Raw genomic sequence first — 17,050 nt, 5'->3', positions numbered from 1 at the left:
TCATGGCCGATTACAGCTCCCTCGATATCCGCCAGCGCTCCGCCTCGACGGAGACGCCGCCGGAGATCCGCCGCCAGGTGGAGGTCGCCAAGCTCATCGACGTGTCGAAGTGCATCGGCTGCAAGGCCTGCCAGTCGGCCTGCGAGGAGTGGAACGACCTGCGCGACGACATCGGCATCAACCGTGGCGTCTATGACAACCCCCACGACCTCACGCCGAAGTCGTGGACCCTGATGCGGTTCACCGAGTACGAGAACCCGGAGACCAACCACCTCGAATGGCTGATCCGCAAGGACGGCTGCATGCACTGCACCGAGCCGGGCTGCCTCAAGGCGTGCCCGTCGCCGGGCGCGATCGTGCAGTATTCCAACGGCATCGTCGACTTCATCGAGGAGAACTGCATCGGCTGCGGCTACTGCGTGAAGGGCTGCCCGTTCAACATCCCGCGCATCAGCCAGACCGACCACAAGGCGTACAAGTGCACCCTGTGCTCAGACCGGGTCGCGGTGGGGCAGGCCCCGGCCTGCGCCAAGGCGTGCCCGACCGGCTCGATCATGTTCGGCACCAAGCAGGCGATGATCGAGCAGGCCGAGACCCGCGTCGAGGACCTGAAGTCGCGCGGCTTCGCGCAGGCGGGCCTCTACGACCCGGCCGGCGTCGGCGGCACGCACGTCATGTACGTGCTGCACCATGCCGACAAGCCGAGCCTCTACGCGGGCCTGCCGAACGACCCGAAGATCTCGCCGCTCGTCGCCTTCTGGAAGGGCGGTGCCAAGGTGTTCGGGCTCGCCGCGATGGGCTTCGCCGCGGTGGCGGGCTTCTTCCACTACGTGACGGCCGGCCCCAACGAGGTCGTGCCCGAGGAAGAGGAAGAGGCGATCGAGTACGACTCGGTCAAGCGCCGCGAGGGCGGCATCGAGAACGGCGGCGAGGCCCGGCCGCACTGACGGATGGGCCGGCGCGTCCGGCCTCCCATATCTTGAGTTCGATAGCCGGCCCCACGCTTCCATCGAGGCGTGGGGCCGGCGCCGCATCAGGCGAGTGAAGGCCGATGACGATCCAGAGCGATATCCGGGACGGCGAGGCCCGTCCCCTGCATCACGCCAAGGCCGAGGCGCCGGAGGTGATGTATGTCCCGCGCTACACCGGGCTCCAGCGGGTGAACCACTGGATCACCGCGATCCTGTTCACCCTGCTGACCCTGTCGGGGCTGGCGATGTTCACGCCCTACCTGTTCTCGCTGACCGGCCTGTTCGGCGGCGGGCAGGCGACCCGGGCGATCCACCCGTGGTTCGGCGTCGCGCTCGCCGTCAGCTTCGTCCTGCTGTTCGTGCGCTTCTGGAAGCTCAACATCCCCAACAAGGACGATGTCGAGTGGACCAAGCACATCGGCGACGTGGTCACCAACCGGGAGGACCGGCTGCCGGAGCTCGGCAAGTACAATGCCGGCCAGAAGGGCGTGTTCTGGGGGCAGACCGCGCTGATCGCCGTGATGTTCGTCACCGGCCTCGTGATCTGGAACACCTATTTCGGCGGCCTCACCTCCATCGAGACCCAGCGGTGGGCGCTCCTCGCCCACTCGCTGGCCGCCGTGATCGCCATCGCCATCATCGTGGTCCACGTCTACGCCGGCATCTGGGTGCGCGGCACCGGGCGGGCCATGGTGCGCGGCACGGTGACCGGCGGCTGGGCCTACCGGCATCACCGCAAGTGGTTCCGGCAGATCGCCGGGGCCAGGGCACGCCGCGGTGCGGTGGACAAGCGCGGATCCTGATTGGTGGCCCGTTTCTTCAAGCGCGCCCCCGCGCCCCCGCCAGCTGAGCCGAAATCCCGGCGGCGGGATTTCAGCGAGCTGAAGCCCGATCCCGATAAGATCGGGATTTCGGGTTCGGTCCCGTTCGTGCGCCTGCCGGAGCCCGGGACGCTGTTCGCCGACCGGGCCGCGCGCCTGAGGGCTGCCGCCCCCGGGCATCCGCTGGAGGCCTATCTCCTGTTCGTCGCCGCGGTCGCGCGGGCGCAGGCTGTCGTCCAGGCGACCTGTCCGCCCCCTGCGGCGCCGGACCGGGCCGACCTGGCGCTGCGCGCCGAGCACGGCATGCCGCTCCTGTCGCGGCATACGCTGGAGGCGGATCCGGGCTTCGACGGCTGCCTCACCGCGCTGCTCGCCGAACTCGACCTGTCGGCGGCGCCGGAGGCGTCGCAAGCGGCGCGGTCCGGCCTGCTGGCGGCGTCCCGGGAGGATCGGCTCGACCTTGCCGTGCAGGTCTTCGAGGGCGCGCTCCCGGTCGACCGGATCGCCGAATGCGTGTTCGTCGCGGCGGCGCTGCAGGTCCGTTTCGCCGAGGCTGCGGCGCGCCTCGACGCGAAGACTCTGAAGCCTGTCGCCGACGGGGTCTGCCCGTGCTGTGGCGGCGCGCCGGTCGCCAGCGTGGTGGTCAGCTGGACCCCGGCCGACAAGGCCCGGTACCTGAGCTGCTCGCTCTGCGGCACCTACTGGAACCACGTCCGGATCCGCTGCACCGCCTGCGGCTCGGGGGAGGGCATCAGCTATTACGGGCTGGATGAGGTCTCCAAGGACGTCCAGGTCGAGACCTGCACGACCTGCCACAGCTACATCAAGCACCTGCACCAGCACCAGGCACCCGGACTCGATCCCGTGGCGGACGACATCGCCTCCTACGGGCTCGACCTCAAGATCGCCGAGGACGGGTTTCGGCGCGCCGGGCTGAACCTGCTGTTCGTGATCTAGGCTGGGGCCGAAACGGCAGTTCCCTCAAGGCGATGGCGCCGGTCCTGCGCGTGATGGATCAGGACCGGCCGTCGCGCTCAGCGGTAGCCGTAGCGGCTCTTGGCAGCCGCGAGGAGATGCAGCGCCTCGCCGGACTTGCCGGCGGCGCATGCCGCACCCGCCTGGGCGAGGTCGGCGTTGAAGCGGTCGCCCACCGGCTGGTTGAGGTTGCCGGAAGCCACGTCGCTGGCGACGATCGCCTGCGTGCGGGCGATCTCGGGGCCGCAGCCGCTGCCCGCGGGCAGGACCACCGGGGCGACCGGCGGAGGCGCCGCCGCCGCAACGCCGGGCCCCGCGGCGCGCTGCTGGCAGGCGCCGAGCGCGGCGGCCGCGAGGATGGCGAGGCTGAGGCTCATCGGGAGACGGGACGCGGGCACGGCGGAAATCCTGTGGGGGCGCAAAGGCTGCGCCGCCCCGGTTTTGGGCCGAGCTTGGCGGTGGGTCAATCGCCCCGGCGCCCCGCTCCCGAGACCGTGAGGCCGCCTATTTGGCTACCTACTTGGCCTTGTCGGACAGCGCCTTCAGGCCGGATTCGTAGATGCCCTGGATCGCGTCGACCGCGACGGTGTCGGGGGCGCCCTTGGCGTTGAAGGTGCCGCTCCAGGTCACCTTCGAGCCCGAGCCCTCGGGGGCCACCGAGAGCGTCGACTTGTAATCCGAGACCGGCAGCGGGCCCTCCAGGATCGTGTAGGTGTAGCTCATCACCTTGTCGTCCCGGGAGACCTGCTCCTCCTTGAGGGTGCCGCCGCCCTTCAGGCTGAGGGTGCGCACCTTCATGCCGTCCTTGTCGGAGAGCGCGCATTTCTCGATCGCCGGGTGCCAGTCGCCGATGCCGCAGAAGTCGCCGATCGTCTGCCAGACCTTGGCCGGGGGCGCGGAGATGTCGGCCGAGCGCGTCACCTCCAGGGCATGGCCCGGCACGGTGGCGGCGGCGAGCGCCAGGGCGGCGAGGGGCAGGGGCCGGCAGAAAGCGAAGGGCATATGGGGGGTGTCTCCGTCCGTGTCGATCGCGGCGGGCGCCGCGCTGGCTCTTGGGGCCGCGCAGGAGCTAGGCCGAGTTGCGGGCCGCGGCAATGGCACCGGCTGACGGAGCCCGGCCTCCACGCCCGGACGACGCGATCGGTGAGGGTCTGCGGATAGGGCACCGAGTCCCGGGCGGCTCTGGCTGGCGAGCCACGGCTCGCTTCGAGCCTCCTCCTCCCGCTGGCGCTCGAAGACGGTGAACACCATTGCGTCGCAGACAGCCCCGCCCAGCACTGCGCCGCCAGGATCCCGTCGGGATCGGCCGGCGACAGCGGCGTATCGGGGTGCTTCAGCTCCAGCGATTGCAGGACGCAGCTCGACGCCTAGAGGCTGCTTGCGTCCGGCAGACGCGCTCTACCACCCGTCCATCACATCCGTGTCGGCCGGGTAGCCATAGCCCGTCACCGGCGCGTAGGCCGGGCGGGCGGCGGAGCGGTAAGTGGCCGGGAGCGTGCTGCGGCCCATCTGGTCGACATCCGCGAACGCGTCGTCGGGCGCGTAGGGATTGCGGTGCCGGGCGACCCGGAGGCCGCGCTGGCCGCGATCCGCCACCAGGGCGCCCTCGCCCTCGATCTCGACCCGGGTCCGGCCGATCCCCTCGGCCTTCACGAGGTTGAACAGGGTCGCGGCGTTGCGCACCGACAGGCGCACGCAGCCGTGCGAGGCCGCGCGCCCGAGGCTGCGGACGTGGTTGGTGCCGTGGATCGCGTGACCCTGGTTCGTGAAGAACATCGCGAAGGGCATGGGCGCGTCGTCCCACTCCTTCGAGAAATGCGTTCGCTCCATCCGGAACGGCCGATAGGAGCCGGACGGGGTGTCGTAGCTCGCGACGCCGGTGGAGACCGGCCAGGAATAGCGGGGCCGCCCGTCGACCGTGACCTCCATCCGCTGGGAGGTCTTGTCGACGCTGATGAGCACGTCCGCTGTGGCCGCCTGCGGAAGCGCGACCCACAGGAGGAACCCGGACAGGACCGAGACCAGACCGGCACGCATGTGTGACCTCGACGGATGGACGGCGACGGTTTTCCGACACGCTAAACCTTCGGCAACGCCAAGGTTCCGGGCGGTCCTGCCGGTGCGTAGTCACGCTTCGCGGAGCGCCGGTCAGGGCGTGGGCGCGACCCGGCTGGCGGTGCGCAGGAGGCAGGCTTGCGCCTCCTCGGCGATCCGCCCCACCAGATCGCCGGCGGCCGGCAGGTCGTCGATCAGCCCCACCGCCTCGCCGACCGTGACGTTGGCCACGTCGTGGTCGCCCGCCGCGTCCGCCTCCTCCACGTCCCGCCGCCGTTCGGCGGCCACCGCGCGCAGGGCGTCCTCGCGGCCCTGCCAGGTTTCGATGAAGGCGTTGCGCAGGAGCCGGCCGGTATAGGGCGCCGGCCAAGCCCGCTGGCGGGCGATGTCGTAGACCTGCGTCCGCACGGTGTCGTCGCCGGTGGCGGCCAGAACCCGCTGCTTGGCGGCCGGGTGGATCAGCGCCTCCCGGGTGGCCCAGAACCGCGTGCCCATCAGGACGCCGTCGGCCCCGAGCGCCAGGGCGGCGGCGAGGCCGCGCCCGTCGGCGATGCCGCCGGCTGCGAGCAGCAGCGCCTCCGGCCGCTCGCGGGCGATCAGGTCGGCCACGGCCGGCACGAACGCCATCGTGCCCCGCGCGCTCAGGCCGTGGCCGCCGGCTTCCGTGCCCTGCGCCACCACCACCGCGGCGCCGACCTCCAGGGCGCGCCTGGCATGGGCCAGGGTGTGCACCTGGCAGATCAGCGGCACGCCGGCGGCGTGGATCCGGTCGGCGAAGGGGGCGGGATCCGCGAAGGACAGCATCAGGGCGGCGGGCGTGCGGGCGAGCGCCGCGTCGAGCAGGGACGGGTCCTGGGCCATCGACCAGGTGATGAAGCCGCAGCCGACCCGCTGATTGCCCGCGAGGGCGAATTCGCGGTCGAGCGTAGCGTGGTCGCCGTACCCGCCGCCGATCAGCCCGAGCCCGCCGGCCGCGCTCACCGCCGCCGCGAGGGCGCCCCCCGAGGCTGGATCCATCGGCGCCAGCACGATCGGGTGTCGCAGGCCGAAGGCCTCGGTCAGTCTGGTTCTCAAGGCCATGGCCACCCCGCGCGATCGCCCGCCCTGCGGGCATGGATCGAGATAGCCCAGGATGTAGCGGCCCGCTTGACGCGCGAAAAACGATTCCTTCAGAAGGAAGCCATCGTGAAAGCAGATGGCATGAACAGCGTCGACCTGATGTTCTTCGCGGCCGTGGCCGAGACCGGCGGGATCGGGCGGGCGGCGGCGCGGCTCAACACCGTCCAGTCGAACGTCACGGCCCGGATCCGTGCCCTGGAGCGGGCCATGCGGGTGCCGCTGTTCTACCGGGGCAGCCGCGGGGTCACACTGACCCAGGCCGGGGAGCGCCTCCTGCCCTACGCGCTCCAGGTCGGGCTTCTGCTCACGGAGGCGCAGCACGCCGTCCTGGCCGAGGGGGAGCCCCGCGGGCCGCTGCGGATCGGCGCCATGGAGACGACGGCCGCCCTCCGCCTGCCCGGTCCGCTCGCCGCTTTCGCCAACCGGCATCCGGAGGTCGATATCGCGCTGGAGACCGGGCCGACGGAATGGCTGATCGGCCGTGTCCTCGATCGGTCGCTGGAGGGCGCCTTCGTGGCCGGGCCGGTGGCGCAGGCGGGGCTCGTGGCGCTCCCGGTGCTCACCGAGGAGCTGATTCTGGCGGCGCATCCCGCCATCGCCAGCCTGGAGGCGCTGCTCGACGGGCTGTCGCGCGCCCGGGAGGCGAAGGTGCTCGTGTTCCGCGCCGGCTGCTCCTATCGCCGGCGCCTGGAGGATTTCCTGGCCCGGCAGGGGCTCGTGCACGTGCGCCGCATGGAGTTCGGGACGCTGGACGGCATCATCGGCTGCGTGGCGGCCGTGATGGGCGTGACCCTGCTCCCGCGGATCGTGGCCGAGCCCGCCCGGAGCGCCGGCCGCCTTTCGGTCCACGCGCTGCCCGAGGGGGCCGGGCACGTCCAGACCCTGCTGGTCCATCGCGGCGACAGCGTGCCGACCGTCGCCTTCGCGTGCTTCGCCGAGCAGATCCGGACGGCCTTTTCGGCGTGACGGGACCCGCTTCGGCACGGATGGTGCGCCGGTCGACCTGCGCCCGTTGACACCCGCCTGACACCGGGCGCCTCCTCCCGACCCAGACCTGACCGGAGATCCCATGGCCCTCGACCCCGTCCTCGCCGCCGAGATCGAAGCCTCCGTGGCGGAGGGTTTTTCCGACCAGGTCGCGCACACGCAGGCCCTGGTCCGGTTCGCCTCGCTCCGGGGCGCGGAGCAGGCCTGCCAGGATTACGTGTTCGGCGCGTTCCGGGCCCGGGGCTACGCCACCGAGCGCTTCGCCATGGATCGCGCCGCCATCGCGGCCCATCCCGGCGGCTCGAAGATCGACGAACGCCACTCGGACGCGCCGATCGTCGTCTGCCACCACCGGCCCGCCACCGAGACCGGGCGCTCGCTGATCCTCCAGGCCCATGTCGACGTGGTGCCGGCCGGCCCCCTCGACCTGTGGACGCACCCGCCCTTCGATCCGGTGATCGCGGGCGACTGGCTCTACGGCCGCGGGGCCGGCGACATGAAGGCCGGTCACGCGGCCAACCTGTTCGCCCTCGACGCCCTCTCCCGCCTCGGCCTACAGCCGGCGGCCTCGGTGACGATCCAGTCCGTGGTCGAGGAGGAATCCACCGGCAACGGCGCGCTCGCGGCGCACCTGCGCGGCTACCGGGCCGACGCCGTTCTGATTCCGGAGCCCGAGGACGAGAAGCTCGTGCGTGCCAATACCGGCGTGCTGTGGTTCACCGTGGAGGTTCGGGGCGTGCCCGTCCACGTGCGCGAGATGGGAGCTGGCGCCAACGCGATCGATGCCACCTACCGGGTGATCGGCGCGCTGCGCGACCTCGAGGCGCGCTGGAACGCGCAGAAGGATAGGCACCGGCATTTCGAGGCGGACGACCACCCGATCAACCTCAACATCGGCCGGATCGAGGGCGGCGACTGGGCCTCCTCGGTCCCGGCCTGGTGCCGGATCGACTGCCGGGTCGCGATCTATCCGGGCGTGCCGGCGGCGCGCGCCGCGGCCGAGATCGAGGCCGCTGTCGCCGACTTCGCCCGCACCGATCCGTTCCTGGCCAACAGCCCCCCCTGCGTGACCTTCAACGGCTTCTTCGTCGAGGGCTACGTGCTGGAGGCGGGCTCGGAGGCCGAGGCCGTGCTCGGCCGCGCGCACGAGCGGGCGATCGGCGCACCGCTCGAGAGCTTCATGTCGCCCTGCTACCTCGATACGCGGGTGCACGCCCTCTACGACCGAATCCCGGCCCTGTGCTACGGCCCGACCGCCGAAGGCATCCACGGCTTCGACGAGCGCGTCAGCCTCGCCTCGGTGAAGCGCTGCACCACCGCGATGGCGTTGTTCGTGGCCGAATGGTGCGGCACCGAGCGGCGGACCGGCTGAGGGGGCGACGGTTTCACATATCCTTGACGGATGCAGGCGATGGCCGGACGCGCCCGCGTCCCCTCCCCGCGTCGGGAACGACGCGTGTCATCGCCGGACCGGACGTTCCTTCGAGCCTGTGCGACGCGACGACAGCCTGACCGTCAGGGAATCAGCCGGTCCGCGCGGAGCTGGCTGAAGAGGTCGAAGAACGCGTCGTCGGTGGGCTGGTAGGCCGTAAAGCCGAGGCGCCGGCTCTTGCTCATGTCGGTGACGACCTCGATCGGGCGGCCGAGATCGGCATCCGTGTGCCAGGGCGAGGCGAGTTTTTCGAGGTCCGGCTCGGCCAGGCCGTGGCGCGCGACGATGGCGGCCCAGGCCGGCCCGTCCTGCGCCATCCGCGCCTCCAGCGGCCGGACTGTGCCGTCGAACGGCACCGCCTCGATCCCGAACCAATCGGCGATCCGGCCCCACATCCAGCTCCAGCGGAAGACGTCGCCGTCGACCACGTTGAACGCCTCGTTCGCGGCCTTCGGCTCCGTAGAGGCCCAGAGCAGGTGGCGCGCCAGGAGCCGCGCGTCGGTCATGTCGGTGAGCCCGTTCCACTGCATGGCCGAGCCCGGGAAGGTGAAAGGGCGCTTCAGCTCCCGGCACAGGGTCGCGTAGCAGGCCAGCGTCGTGCCCATGTTCATGGCGTTGCCCACCGCCTTGCCGATGATCGTGTGCGGACGGTGCACGCTCCAGGTGAAGCCGTCGCGGGCGCTCGCGGCAAAGACCGCGTCCTCCTGGGCGTAGTAGAAATTCTCGATGTCGAGCCGGCCCTGATCCTCGCGGAACGGCGTCTGCGGCAGGCTGCCTTGGCCGTAGGCCTCGAAGGGCCCGAGATAGTGCTTCAGCCCCGTCACCAGGGCGACGTGGCGCACGCTGCCCTTCGGCCGCAGGGCGTCGAGCAGGTTCTCGACCATCGCCCGGTTGACGCGGATCATCTCCGCCTCGGTGGGGCGCCGCTGCCAGGTCGCGAGGAACACGTGGGTCGGCGCGAGGCCGGCCAGCGCCCGCTCCAGGGAGGCCGGGTCCTGCAGGTCGGCCACCACCGCCTCGACCCCCGCCTGCGCCACCGGCTTGCGGGCGAGGCCGGCGACCCGCCAGCCCGCGCCGGCGAGCAGCGCCGAAGTGGCACTGCCGACGATCCCGCTGGCGCCGACGATCAAGGCGGTGTTCGACATGAAGTACCCTTGCACCCGGCCCATCGCCGGAACCGGGGCAGATGCGGCGGGCACGCCCCCGCTTCAAGGGTGCGCGGCGCCGGAGGGCGCCTGCGCGAAGCTCACGCGACCCGGTCGATCGCCGCCCCCAGAACCTCCACGATCTCGCCGATCTGGCCGCGCTCGATGATCAGCGGCGGCGAGAGCGCGATGATGTCGCCGGTGACGCGGATCAGCAGGCCGCGCGCGAAGCAGTCCACGAACGCCTCGTAGGCGCGCCTGCCGGGCGCCTCGGGCCGCGGCGCCAGCTCGATGCCGGCGATCAGCCCGATGGTGCGGATGTCGATGACGTTCTTGCGGCCGCGCAGGTCGTGCATCGCCGCCGCCCAATCGTCGGCGACCGCGGCGGCGCGGGTCAGCAGCCCCTCCTCCCGGTAGATGTCGAGGGTCGCGAGCCCGGCCGCGCAGGCGACCGGGTGACCGGAATAGGTGTAGCCGTGGAACAGCTCGATCCCGTCCGGGCCGTTCATCAGCGCGTCGTGCACGGTCCGGCTCGCGAACACGGCACCCATCGGCACCGTGCCGTTGGTCAGGCCCTTGGCGGTGCTGACGAGGTCCGGCACGACCCCGAAATAATCCGTCGCGAAGGGGGCGCCGAGGCGGCCGAAGCCGGATATGACCTCGTCGAAGATCAGCAGGATACCGTGCCGCGTGCAGATCTCGCGCAGGCGCTGGAGATAGCCCTTCGGCGGGACCAGAACGCCGGTGGAGCCCGCCACCGGCTCGACGATGCAGGCCGCGATGGTCTCGGGCCCGTGGAGCGCCACCAGCCGCTCCAGGTCGTCGGCGAGGTCCGCCCCGTGCTCGGGCTGGCCCTTCGTGAAGGCGTTGCGGGCGAGGTCGTGGGTGTGGCGCAGGTGGTCGGTGCCCGGGAGCTGCGGGAAGACCCGCCGGTTCGAGACGATGCCGCCCACCGAGATGCCGCCGAAGCCGACGCCGTGATAGCCGCGCTCGCGGCCGATCAGCCGGGTGCGGGTGCCCTGCCCGATCGCCCGCTGGTAGGCGAGCGCGATCTTGAGCGCCGTGTCGACCGATTCCGAGCCGGAGCCGGTGAAGAACACCCGGTCGAGGCCGGCGGCCGGCCCGCCCGGCGCGATCTCGGCGAGCCGCTCGGCGAACTCGAAGGCGATCGGGTGGCCCATCTGAAAGGTCGGGGCGAAGTCGAGCGTCGCGAGCTGGCGCTCCACCGCGGCGGCGATCCCCCGGCGCCCATGGCCGGCATTGACGCACCAGAGGCCGGCGGTGCCGTCGAGGACCGTGCGGCCGTCGTCGGCGGTGTAGTGCATGCCCTCCGCGGCCACGAGCATCCGCGGCGCCGCCTTGAACTGCCGGTTGGCCGTGAACGGCATCCAGAAGGCGTCGAGGGACTGCGCGTTGCGCAAGGGATGATCGGTCATGGGGCGGCTCTCCGGCGGGCGGGCGACGATCGCCAGGGGACACCTTCGGCGATCGGGCAACAAGTCCTTTTCTGATCGCCCCCAAGCCCTTGCAGAATCGGGGCCGCGGGCGGCACCGTTGCAGGATCCTCAACACCTGAAACGGGGCCGGGGCGGATGAGCATCGATGTCGGCGCGCGGCTGCGCTTCGTGCGCGCCCGCCACGGCCTGTCTCAGCGGTCGCTCGCCAAGCGGGCCGGGGTGACCAACTCGGCGATCTCGCTGATCGAGGCGAACCGGGTGAACCCGTCGGTGGGCGCCCTGAAGCGCATCCTCGACGGGGTTCCGATCGGCATGGCCGAGTTCTTCGCCCTGGAGCCGGAACCCGAGCGCAAGGCGTTCTTCGCCGCTCATGAGCTGACCGAGATCGGCCGCAAGTCGGCCAAGGGCGCGATCTCGTTCCTGCAGGTCGGCGACAGCCTGTTCGGACGCAAGCTCCAGCTCCTGAAGGAACGCTACGAACCCGGCGCCGATACCGGCCGCGTGCCGCTCTCCCACGAGGGCGAGGAGGGCGGCATCGTCTTGAGCGGACGCCTGGAGGTCACGGTCGGCGAGGAGCGGCGCATCCTTGGCCCCGGCGACGCCTACAGCTTCGACAGTCGCCGCCCGCACCGCTTCCGCTGCGTCGGCCCGAATCCCTGCGAGGTGGTGAGCGCCTGCACGCCGCCGAGCTTTTAGGACGCTGCTCTGTCCGGTCAAAGGCGACAGATCCGGGTAACGCCGGATTCAGGGGCCGCCTGCTATCCCGTGTGAATGACCTCTCTCGCAGCGACCGCCGTCCAGATGCTGGGGTCGTCCCAGAACCAGCAGATCGGCACCGCCGTGGCGCGGCAGCAGATCGCGGCCGAGAAGGCCGTGGCCGGTCTCGTGGCGGATAGCGCCGCCCAGGGCGCGGCCAATGCCGGGCCGCCGGCGCCCGCGGGTCAGGGCCAGAGCGTCGACCGGCGGGTCTGATACGGCTTCCGGTCGCAGGACGCGCGGCGGCGCGGAAGATCGGCCGAGCGATTCGAGCGGAAAACGCCCGGCCGCGCCCTAAACGAAACCGTAGAGCCGGCGCGGATTGTCGACGAAGAGCTGCCGGCGCCGTTCCGCATCCGGCACCCAATCGGCCATCAGGTCGAGCAGCGCGGAGAGCCGCGGCGGCCCGTCCCAGGCGGCCACGTGCGGCCAGTCCGAGCCCCAGAGGCAGCGCTCGGGCGCAACCTCGTTCAGAGCGCGGGCGAACGGGATCGTGTCGGCGTAGGGCGGGCCGGCCACGGAATCCCGGAAGGCGCCCGACAGCTTCACCCAGTGGCCGTCGCGCACGAGGCCGAGCAGCGCCTGGAATCCCGGATGGTCGAGGCCCGCCGAGGCCGGCATGTGGCCCATATGGTCGAACACGAGCGGTACGGCCAAGCGCGACAGGCGGCCGGTGATCGGCGGCAGGTCCCGGGCGTCGAGCAGGAACTGCAGGTGCCAGCCCATCTCCCGGGCGAGCGCCGCGTAGGCCTCGACCTGGTCGAGCCCGACGCCGCCGCCGAACAGCACGTTGAGGCGCAGGCCCACCACCCCGGCCTCCTTCAGGGCGGCCAGTTCCCGGTCGGGCAGGCCCAGCGGAATCACCGCGATGCCGCGCAGGCGCGCCCGGTTGGCGCGGAGCGTCTCCACCATCAGCCGGTTGTCGGTGCCGTGGACGCTGACCTGGACCAGCACGCCGTTGGCCATGCCGGTCCCGTCGAGCATCGCGAGATACCGTTCCGCCGGCGCGGCCGGGGGCGTGTAGCTGCGATCCGGCACGAGCGGATAGGCCGGCGGCAGGCCGATCACGTGGGCGTGGGTGTCCACCGCGCCGGCCGGCACCCGGTAGCGGGTCGGCCCGCCCGGGTTCGGATCGGGGGCGGGGCAGTCTCGGATCTCGGGCATGCTTCAGGAATCCGCGTGTAGCACCCGGCCCCGGGTCTCGGGCAGCGCGAAGGCCGCCAGGAAGAAGATCCCGTAGGCCACGGCGGCGAAGATCGCGATGGCCGAGGCGAGGCCGGCGCGCTCGGCGAGATAGCCGACCAGCGCCGGGAACAGGGCGCCGACGCCCCGGCCGAAATTGTAGCAGAACCCCTGCCCCGAGCCGCGCAGGCGGGTCGGGTACAGTTCGGTCAGGAAGGCGCCCATCCCCGAGAAATAGCCGGAGGCGAAGAACCCAAGCGGAAAGCCCAGCACCCAGAGCATGCCGTTCGAGAGCGGGATCTGCGTATAGGCGACGACCACCGCGATGGCGCCGACCGAGAAGATCAGGAACAGCGGGCGGCGCCCGAGCCGGTCGGCCAGCCAGGCACCCACGAGATAGCCCGTGAATGAGCCGATGATCAGCGCCGAGAGGTAGCCCGTGGAGGACACGACCGACAGGTGACGCTCGGTGGTGAGGAAGCGCGGCACCCAGGTGGTGATCGCGTAGTAGCCGCCCTGGCAGCCCGCCGCCGCCAGGGATGCGAGCAGGGTCGTCTTGAGGATCGGCCCGGAGAAGATCTCCCAGATCTTCGGCCGATCCCCGGACGCGGCGGCGCGAGCGCGGGTTTCGGCGGCGACCTGCGGCTCCTCGACGTAGCGGCGCAGGTAGAACACCAGGAGCGCCGGCAAGGCGCCCACCGCGAACATCCAGCGCCAGGCGGTCTCAGGGGGCAGCAGCGAGAAGGTCACCGCCTGGGCCAGGACCGCCAGGCCCCAGCCGATCGCCCAGCCGGACTGGACGGAGCCGACGGCGCGGCCGCGGTACTCGGCCCGGATGGTCTCGCCGATCAGCACGGCGCCGGCCGCCCACTCGCCGCCGAAGCCGAGGCCCAGGATCGCCCGGGCGACAAGCAGCTGCTCGAAGTTCTGAACGAAGGCGCAGAGTAGCGAGAAGACCGAGAACCACAGGATCGTGATCTGGAGGGTGAGCACCCGGCCGATCCGGTCTGCGACGAAGCCCGCGAGCCATCCGCCCAGCGCCGAGGCCAGCAGCGTCACCGTGGAGGCGAGGCCCGCCGTGCCGGAATCGACGTGCCACAGGCTCATGATCGTCCCGATGACCAGCGGGTAGATCATGAAGTCCATGCCGTCGAGGCACCACCCCGCGGCGCAGGCCCAGAAGGTGTGCCGCTCCGGCGGCGTCATGGAGCGGTAGAAGGCCGTGAGGCTGGCGTCGCGGATTTCGACCGCCTCCACGCCCGCATTCCCCGGCCCGGCTGTCGTACGCATCGCGCTCTCCCCCGCCGGATACCAGTATCGGTACTATGGCCGAGCTGTCCAACCGCGTGGGGCGGCCCACGTCAAGAAAAAGGCCGCCCTGGGGCGGCCTCTTTCCGTCGTTTCGGGCGAAGCCCGCGCCGCCGAGCCGGAATCCGCTTCGGCGGCGAGGGGGTCATGACCAAGATCCGGAGTCGCGTCGCTCAGTAGCAGCGCTCGACCAGGACCCGGCGGTAGCCGTAGGGCGTCCACCGCACGCGCGGGACCGTGTAGCAGCCCCCGCCGTAGCCGTAGTCGCCGTACCCGTAGCCGACCGGCGCATATGCGCCACCGTAGCCGTAGCCCGGGTAGCCGTAACCGTAGCCCCCGTAGAGGCCGCCGGCTGCCAGGCCCAGCCCGACGCCGAGACCCAGGCCGCCGAGGCCGTAGCCGTAACCGCCGCGATAGCCGCGGCCGTAGAAGCCCCGGCCGCCGTAGCCGAAGCCGCCCGGGCGGAAGCCGGCACCCCGGAAACCGCCGAAGCCGCCGCGGAACCCGCCGCCGCCGAAGCCACCCCGGAAACCGCCGCCGTGGAAGCCACCACCGAAACCGCCGCCGTGGAAGCCACCACCGTGGAAGCCGCCGCCACCGAAACCGCGGGCGTCGGCGGTGGCCGGCGCCAACGCCAAGGCACCCGCAGCCAGCAGGGCCGAGCCGAGCACTGCAACCTTCATCACGTCATCTCCGTCTGGAATCGTCGCCCTCGTGGCCAAGAAACGCTCGAATCGGCAAAACAGTTCAGCCGGCCCCCGCGGCGCGCCGCCGCTGGCAGCGGGCGCAAGGCCGGCGCAAGGCGAGGCTCGAAAATCGCCGCTTTCCCAGGTGACAGGGCCTCGATCGGCCCCCTCCCCGCCCTTGGGCATCTCGGACCCTTCATGACGACGCGCCCGGTTCACGCTCTGTTGATCGCGTTCCTCGCCCTGGCGGCCGTCGCCGGCCGGGCTGTGGCGGCCCCGGCGACCCCGGACCTGTGCCGCCCGGTCGAGGCCCAGGGCGAACGGTTCACGGTCTGCACGGTCGACCTGCGGCGGCAGCGCCTGCGGCTGTTCTGGCTCCAGGAGGACGGCCGGCCCTACGGCTCGCTGGGCTCGCTGGCCGAGACGCAGGGCGCGCGCCTCGGTTTCGCGATGAATGCCGGCATGTACGACAAGGATCAGGCGCCGGTCGGCCTCTACATCGAGGACGGGCGCGAGATGAAGCGCGTCTCCACCACGGACGGGCCGGGCAACTTCCACCTCAAGCCCAACGGCATCTTCTGGGTGAAGGGCGAGCGGGCGGGCGTCCTCGACACCGCCCATTACCTCCGGGCTCGGATCCGGCCGGACTACGCCACGCAATCCGGCCCGATGCTGGTGATCGACGGGGAGATCCACCCGAAGATCTCGGCCGACGGGCCGAGCCAGAAGATCCGCAACGGCGTCGGGGTGCAGGAGGACGGCCGCACGGTCGTGTTCGCCATCTCCGAGCGCCCGGTGACCTTCGGGGCCTTCGCGCGGCTGTTCCGGGACGATCTCGGCTGCCGCAACGCCCTGTTCCTCGACGGCACGGTGTCGAGCCTCTACGCGCCTGGTCTCGGCCGGTCGGACATCAGCCGGCCCCTCGGGCCGCTGGTCGGTGCACTGGCGCGCTGAGGCGGCGCTTCACCGCTGCCCGAACGCCGAATCTTTGAACAGGTCCTTCAACGCCCGCGGCTGCGAGCGCCAGTACTGCTTGGGCGCCCGCACTTGCGCACCGAGTTCGGCCGCGGCGTGCCAGGGCCAGCGCGGGTCGTACAGCATGGCCCGGGCCAGCGAGATCGCGTCCGCCCGGCCCTCGGCCAGGATCGCCTCCGCCTGGGCGGCCTCGGTGATCAGGCCCACCGCGATGGTGGTGAGCCCGGTCTCGGCCTTGATCCGCTCGGCGAAGGGCACCTGGTAGCCCGGCCCGAGCCGGATCGCCTGTTTCGGCGAGACGCCGCCCGTCGAGACATGGAGCGCCGGCGAGCCAGCCCGCTTGAGGGCCTGGGCAAGCTCCACGGTCTCGTCGAGATCCCAGCCGTCCTCGACCCAGTCGGTGGCCGAGACGCGCAGCCAGACGGGATTGCCCGCCGGGACCACGTCGCGCACCGCATCGTAGATTTCGAGCGGGAAGCGCATGCGGTTGGCGAGGCTGCCGCCGTAGGCGTCGGTGCGCTTGTTGGCGATCGGCGACAGGAACTGGTGCAGCAGGTAGCCGTGGGCACCGTGCAGCTCCACGGCCTCGATGCCGAGGCGCACGGCGCGCCGGGCGGTGGCCACGAATTCATCCCGGATGCGCTTCAGGTCGGCGGCATCGAGGGCATGGGGCGGCACCTCGGACTCGCCGTGCGGGACCGCCGAGGGCGCCTCCGTGCGCCAGCCGTAGGGATGCTCAGGCGGGATCTGCTGGCCGCCCGCCCAGGGCGCCGCGCTCGACGCCTTGCGCCCGGCATGGGCGATCTGGATGCAGATCGGGATCGGCGCGTACTCGCGCACGGCGTCGAGCACGCGCGCGAGGGCCCTCTCGCAGCCGTCCGAGTACAGGCCGAGATCCCAGGCGGTGATCCGCGCCTCCGGGGAGACCGCGGTGGCCTCCAGGGTCAGCAGGCCGGCTCCCGACATGGCGAGTTGCCCGAGATGCATCATGTGCCAGTCGGTGGCCTCGCCGTCGCGGGCCGAATACTGGCACATCGGCGCGATCAGGATGCGGTTCTCGAGCGTGAGCCGGTCGAGGGCGAGGGGTTCGAACAGGCGGGCGGTCATCGGGGGCTCCGGCAGGGGGGCAACCCTATGTGGTGCAAAGCCGCGGCCAGGGCCAGCGCCCTGCGGCGCGGAAG

At 71.6% G+C, this 17,050-nt stretch carries 18 protein-coding genes; 8 read left to right on the top strand and 10 right to left on the bottom strand.

Annotation, left to right across the window (positions count from 1 at the left end):
- Positions 1 to 2 precede the first annotated feature (2 nt).
- From fdxH to fdhE, 3 genes are all read left to right on the top strand, one after another.
- A complete protein-coding gene (fdxH, locus tag Q8W67_RS20150) occupies positions 3 to 947 on the top strand; it encodes a formate dehydrogenase subunit beta (RefSeq protein WP_305549155.1) in 945 nt (314 codons plus the stop codon).
- A 104-nt stretch (positions 948 to 1,051) separates the two neighbouring features.
- Positions 1,052 to 1,774, top strand: coding sequence for a formate dehydrogenase subunit gamma (locus Q8W67_RS20145; protein ID WP_305549152.1), 723 nt, complete (start codon positions 1,052 to 1,054; stop codon positions 1,772 to 1,774).
- Positions 1,775 to 1,777: 3 nt separating this feature from the next.
- Positions 1,778 to 2,749: a formate dehydrogenase accessory protein FdhE gene (gene fdhE / locus Q8W67_RS20140; RefSeq protein ID WP_305549148.1), complete on the top strand. Its 972-nt coding sequence runs from the start codon at positions 1,778 to 1,780 to the stop codon at positions 2,747 to 2,749.
- Between the two features lie 77 nt (positions 2,750 to 2,826).
- Here fdhE and Q8W67_RS20135 read toward each other — a convergent pair whose 3' ends face one another.
- The 4 genes from Q8W67_RS20135 to Q8W67_RS20120 form a co-directional block, all read right to left on the bottom strand.
- Positions 2,827 to 3,174 carry a hypothetical protein gene (locus Q8W67_RS20135; RefSeq protein WP_370693915.1) on the bottom strand — a complete coding sequence of 116 codons (348 nt, stop codon included), beginning with the start codon at positions 3,172 to 3,174 and terminating at the stop codon, positions 2,827 to 2,829.
- 109 nt (positions 3,175 to 3,283) lie between these two features.
- A complete protein-coding gene (locus tag Q8W67_RS20130; protein WP_305549142.1) occupies positions 3,284 to 3,769 on the bottom strand; it encodes an SRPBCC family protein in 486 nt (161 codons plus the stop codon).
- Positions 3,770 to 4,165: 396 nt separating this feature from the next.
- Entirely contained in the window at positions 4,166 to 4,804 is a 639-nt protein-coding gene (locus Q8W67_RS20125) for a L,D-transpeptidase (protein ID WP_305549139.1), read from the bottom strand.
- A 111-nt stretch (positions 4,805 to 4,915) separates the two neighbouring features.
- Complete coding sequence (locus Q8W67_RS20120) at positions 4,916 to 5,902, bottom strand: nitronate monooxygenase family protein (protein ID WP_305549136.1); 987 nt, start codon at positions 5,900 to 5,902, stop codon at positions 4,916 to 4,918.
- Between the two features lie 120 nt (positions 5,903 to 6,022).
- Here Q8W67_RS20120 and Q8W67_RS20115 point away from each other — a divergent pair, with 120 nt between their 5' ends.
- On the top strand, positions 6,023 to 6,907 hold the full coding sequence (locus tag Q8W67_RS20115) for a LysR family transcriptional regulator (protein WP_305549133.1): 885 nt from the start codon (positions 6,023 to 6,025) through the stop codon (positions 6,905 to 6,907).
- Between the two features lie 103 nt (positions 6,908 to 7,010).
- The gene (locus tag Q8W67_RS20110; RefSeq protein ID WP_305549130.1) at positions 7,011 to 8,300 is read left to right on the top strand and encodes an ArgE/DapE family deacylase; all 1,290 of its coding nucleotides are present in this window, start codon (positions 7,011 to 7,013) and stop codon (positions 8,298 to 8,300) included.
- Positions 8,301 to 8,443: 143 nt separating this feature from the next.
- Here Q8W67_RS20110 and Q8W67_RS20105 read toward each other — a convergent pair whose 3' ends face one another.
- Positions 8,444 to 9,505 (bottom strand): SDR family oxidoreductase, encoded by a 1,062-nt coding sequence (locus Q8W67_RS20105; protein WP_305549127.1) that lies wholly within the window; start codon positions 9,503 to 9,505, stop codon positions 8,444 to 8,446.
- Between the two features lie 101 nt (positions 9,506 to 9,606).
- On the bottom strand, positions 9,607 to 10,941 hold the full coding sequence (locus Q8W67_RS20100; RefSeq protein ID WP_305549124.1) for an aspartate aminotransferase family protein: 1,335 nt from the start codon (positions 10,939 to 10,941) through the stop codon (positions 9,607 to 9,609).
- A gap of 156 nt (positions 10,942 to 11,097) precedes the next feature.
- Here Q8W67_RS20100 and Q8W67_RS20095 point away from each other — a divergent pair, with 156 nt between their 5' ends.
- Both Q8W67_RS20095 and Q8W67_RS20090 read left to right on the top strand, forming a co-directional pair.
- Complete coding sequence (locus Q8W67_RS20095; RefSeq protein WP_305549121.1) at positions 11,098 to 11,658, top strand: cupin domain-containing protein; 561 nt, start codon at positions 11,098 to 11,100, stop codon at positions 11,656 to 11,658.
- A gap of 75 nt (positions 11,659 to 11,733) precedes the next feature.
- The gene (locus Q8W67_RS20090; protein ID WP_305549118.1) at positions 11,734 to 11,934 is read left to right on the top strand and encodes a hypothetical protein; all 201 of its coding nucleotides are present in this window, start codon (positions 11,734 to 11,736) and stop codon (positions 11,932 to 11,934) included.
- Between the two features lie 78 nt (positions 11,935 to 12,012).
- Here the strand turns inward: Q8W67_RS20090 and Q8W67_RS20085 are convergent, their stop codons facing one another.
- From Q8W67_RS20085 to Q8W67_RS20075, 3 genes are all read right to left on the bottom strand, one after another.
- On the bottom strand, positions 12,013 to 12,882 hold the full coding sequence (locus Q8W67_RS20085) for an amidohydrolase (protein WP_305549105.1): 870 nt from the start codon (positions 12,880 to 12,882) through the stop codon (positions 12,013 to 12,015).
- A 3-nt stretch (positions 12,883 to 12,885) separates the two neighbouring features.
- Entirely contained in the window at positions 12,886 to 14,190 is a 1,305-nt protein-coding gene (locus Q8W67_RS20080) for an MFS transporter (protein WP_305549101.1), read from the bottom strand.
- Between the two features lie 191 nt (positions 14,191 to 14,381).
- Positions 14,382 to 14,891, bottom strand: a complete 510-nt coding sequence (locus tag Q8W67_RS20075; RefSeq protein ID WP_305549204.1) for a hypothetical protein — start codon at positions 14,889 to 14,891, stop codon at positions 14,382 to 14,384.
- Positions 14,892 to 15,092: 201 nt separating this feature from the next.
- Here Q8W67_RS20075 and Q8W67_RS20070 point away from each other — a divergent pair, with 201 nt between their 5' ends.
- Entirely contained in the window at positions 15,093 to 15,848 is a 756-nt protein-coding gene (locus tag Q8W67_RS20070; RefSeq protein ID WP_305549098.1) for a phosphodiester glycosidase family protein, read from the top strand.
- A gap of 9 nt (positions 15,849 to 15,857) precedes the next feature.
- Here Q8W67_RS20070 and Q8W67_RS20065 read toward each other — a convergent pair whose 3' ends face one another.
- Complete coding sequence (locus Q8W67_RS20065; RefSeq protein ID WP_305549095.1) at positions 15,858 to 16,976, bottom strand: NADH:flavin oxidoreductase/NADH oxidase; 1,119 nt, start codon at positions 16,974 to 16,976, stop codon at positions 15,858 to 15,860.
- Positions 16,977 to 17,050 lie beyond the last annotated feature (74 nt).

Origin of the sequence: Methylobacterium sp. NEAU K (assembly GCF_030700285.1) — a bacterium.
Classification (GTDB): domain Bacteria; phylum Pseudomonadota; class Alphaproteobacteria; order Rhizobiales; family Beijerinckiaceae; genus Methylobacterium.
The sequence above is the reverse complement of the archived record's forward strand: the minus strand, read 5'-3'. Positions and strand labels throughout refer to the sequence as shown.

Excerpts from the sequence above, each read along its gene's own strand:
- fdxH (WP_305549155.1), top strand. The coding sequence starts at position 3 with ATGGCCGATTACAGCTCCCTCGATATCCGCCAGCGCTCCGCCTCGACG.
- Q8W67_RS20145 (WP_305549152.1), top strand. The coding sequence starts at position 1,052 with ATGACGATCCAGAGCGATATCCGGGACGGCGAGGCCCGTCCCCTGCAT.
- Q8W67_RS20130 (WP_305549142.1), bottom strand. The coding sequence starts at position 3,769 with ATGCCCTTCGCTTTCTGCCGGCCCCTGCCCCTCGCCGCCCTGGCGCTC.
- Q8W67_RS20125 (WP_305549139.1), bottom strand. The coding sequence starts at position 4,804 with ATGCGTGCCGGTCTGGTCTCGGTCCTGTCCGGGTTCCTCCTGTGGGTC.
- Q8W67_RS20120 (WP_305549136.1), bottom strand. The coding sequence starts at position 5,902 with ATGGCCTTGAGAACCAGACTGACCGAGGCCTTCGGCCTGCGACACCCG.
- Q8W67_RS20115 (WP_305549133.1), top strand. The coding sequence starts at position 6,023 with ATGAACAGCGTCGACCTGATGTTCTTCGCGGCCGTGGCCGAGACCGGC.
- Q8W67_RS20110 (WP_305549130.1), top strand. The coding sequence starts at position 7,011 with ATGGCCCTCGACCCCGTCCTCGCCGCCGAGATCGAAGCCTCCGTGGCG.
- Q8W67_RS20105 (WP_305549127.1), bottom strand. The coding sequence starts at position 9,505 with ATGTCGAACACCGCCTTGATCGTCGGCGCCAGCGGGATCGTCGGCAGT.
- Q8W67_RS20100 (WP_305549124.1), bottom strand. The coding sequence starts at position 10,941 with ATGACCGATCATCCCTTGCGCAACGCGCAGTCCCTCGACGCCTTCTGG.
- Q8W67_RS20095 (WP_305549121.1), top strand. The coding sequence starts at position 11,098 with ATGAGCATCGATGTCGGCGCGCGGCTGCGCTTCGTGCGCGCCCGCCAC.
- Q8W67_RS20090 (WP_305549118.1), top strand. The coding sequence starts at position 11,734 with ATGACCTCTCTCGCAGCGACCGCCGTCCAGATGCTGGGGTCGTCCCAG.
- Q8W67_RS20085 (WP_305549105.1), bottom strand. The coding sequence starts at position 12,882 with ATGCCCGAGATCCGAGACTGCCCCGCCCCCGATCCGAACCCGGGCGGG.
- Q8W67_RS20080 (WP_305549101.1), bottom strand. The coding sequence starts at position 14,190 with ATGCGTACGACAGCCGGGCCGGGGAATGCGGGCGTGGAGGCGGTCGAA.
- Q8W67_RS20075 (WP_305549204.1), bottom strand. The coding sequence starts at position 14,891 with ATGAAGGTTGCAGTGCTCGGCTCGGCCCTGCTGGCTGCGGGTGCCTTG.
- Q8W67_RS20070 (WP_305549098.1), top strand. The coding sequence starts at position 15,093 with ATGACGACGCGCCCGGTTCACGCTCTGTTGATCGCGTTCCTCGCCCTG.
- Q8W67_RS20065 (WP_305549095.1), bottom strand. The coding sequence starts at position 16,976 with ATGACCGCCCGCCTGTTCGAACCCCTCGCCCTCGACCGGCTCACGCTC.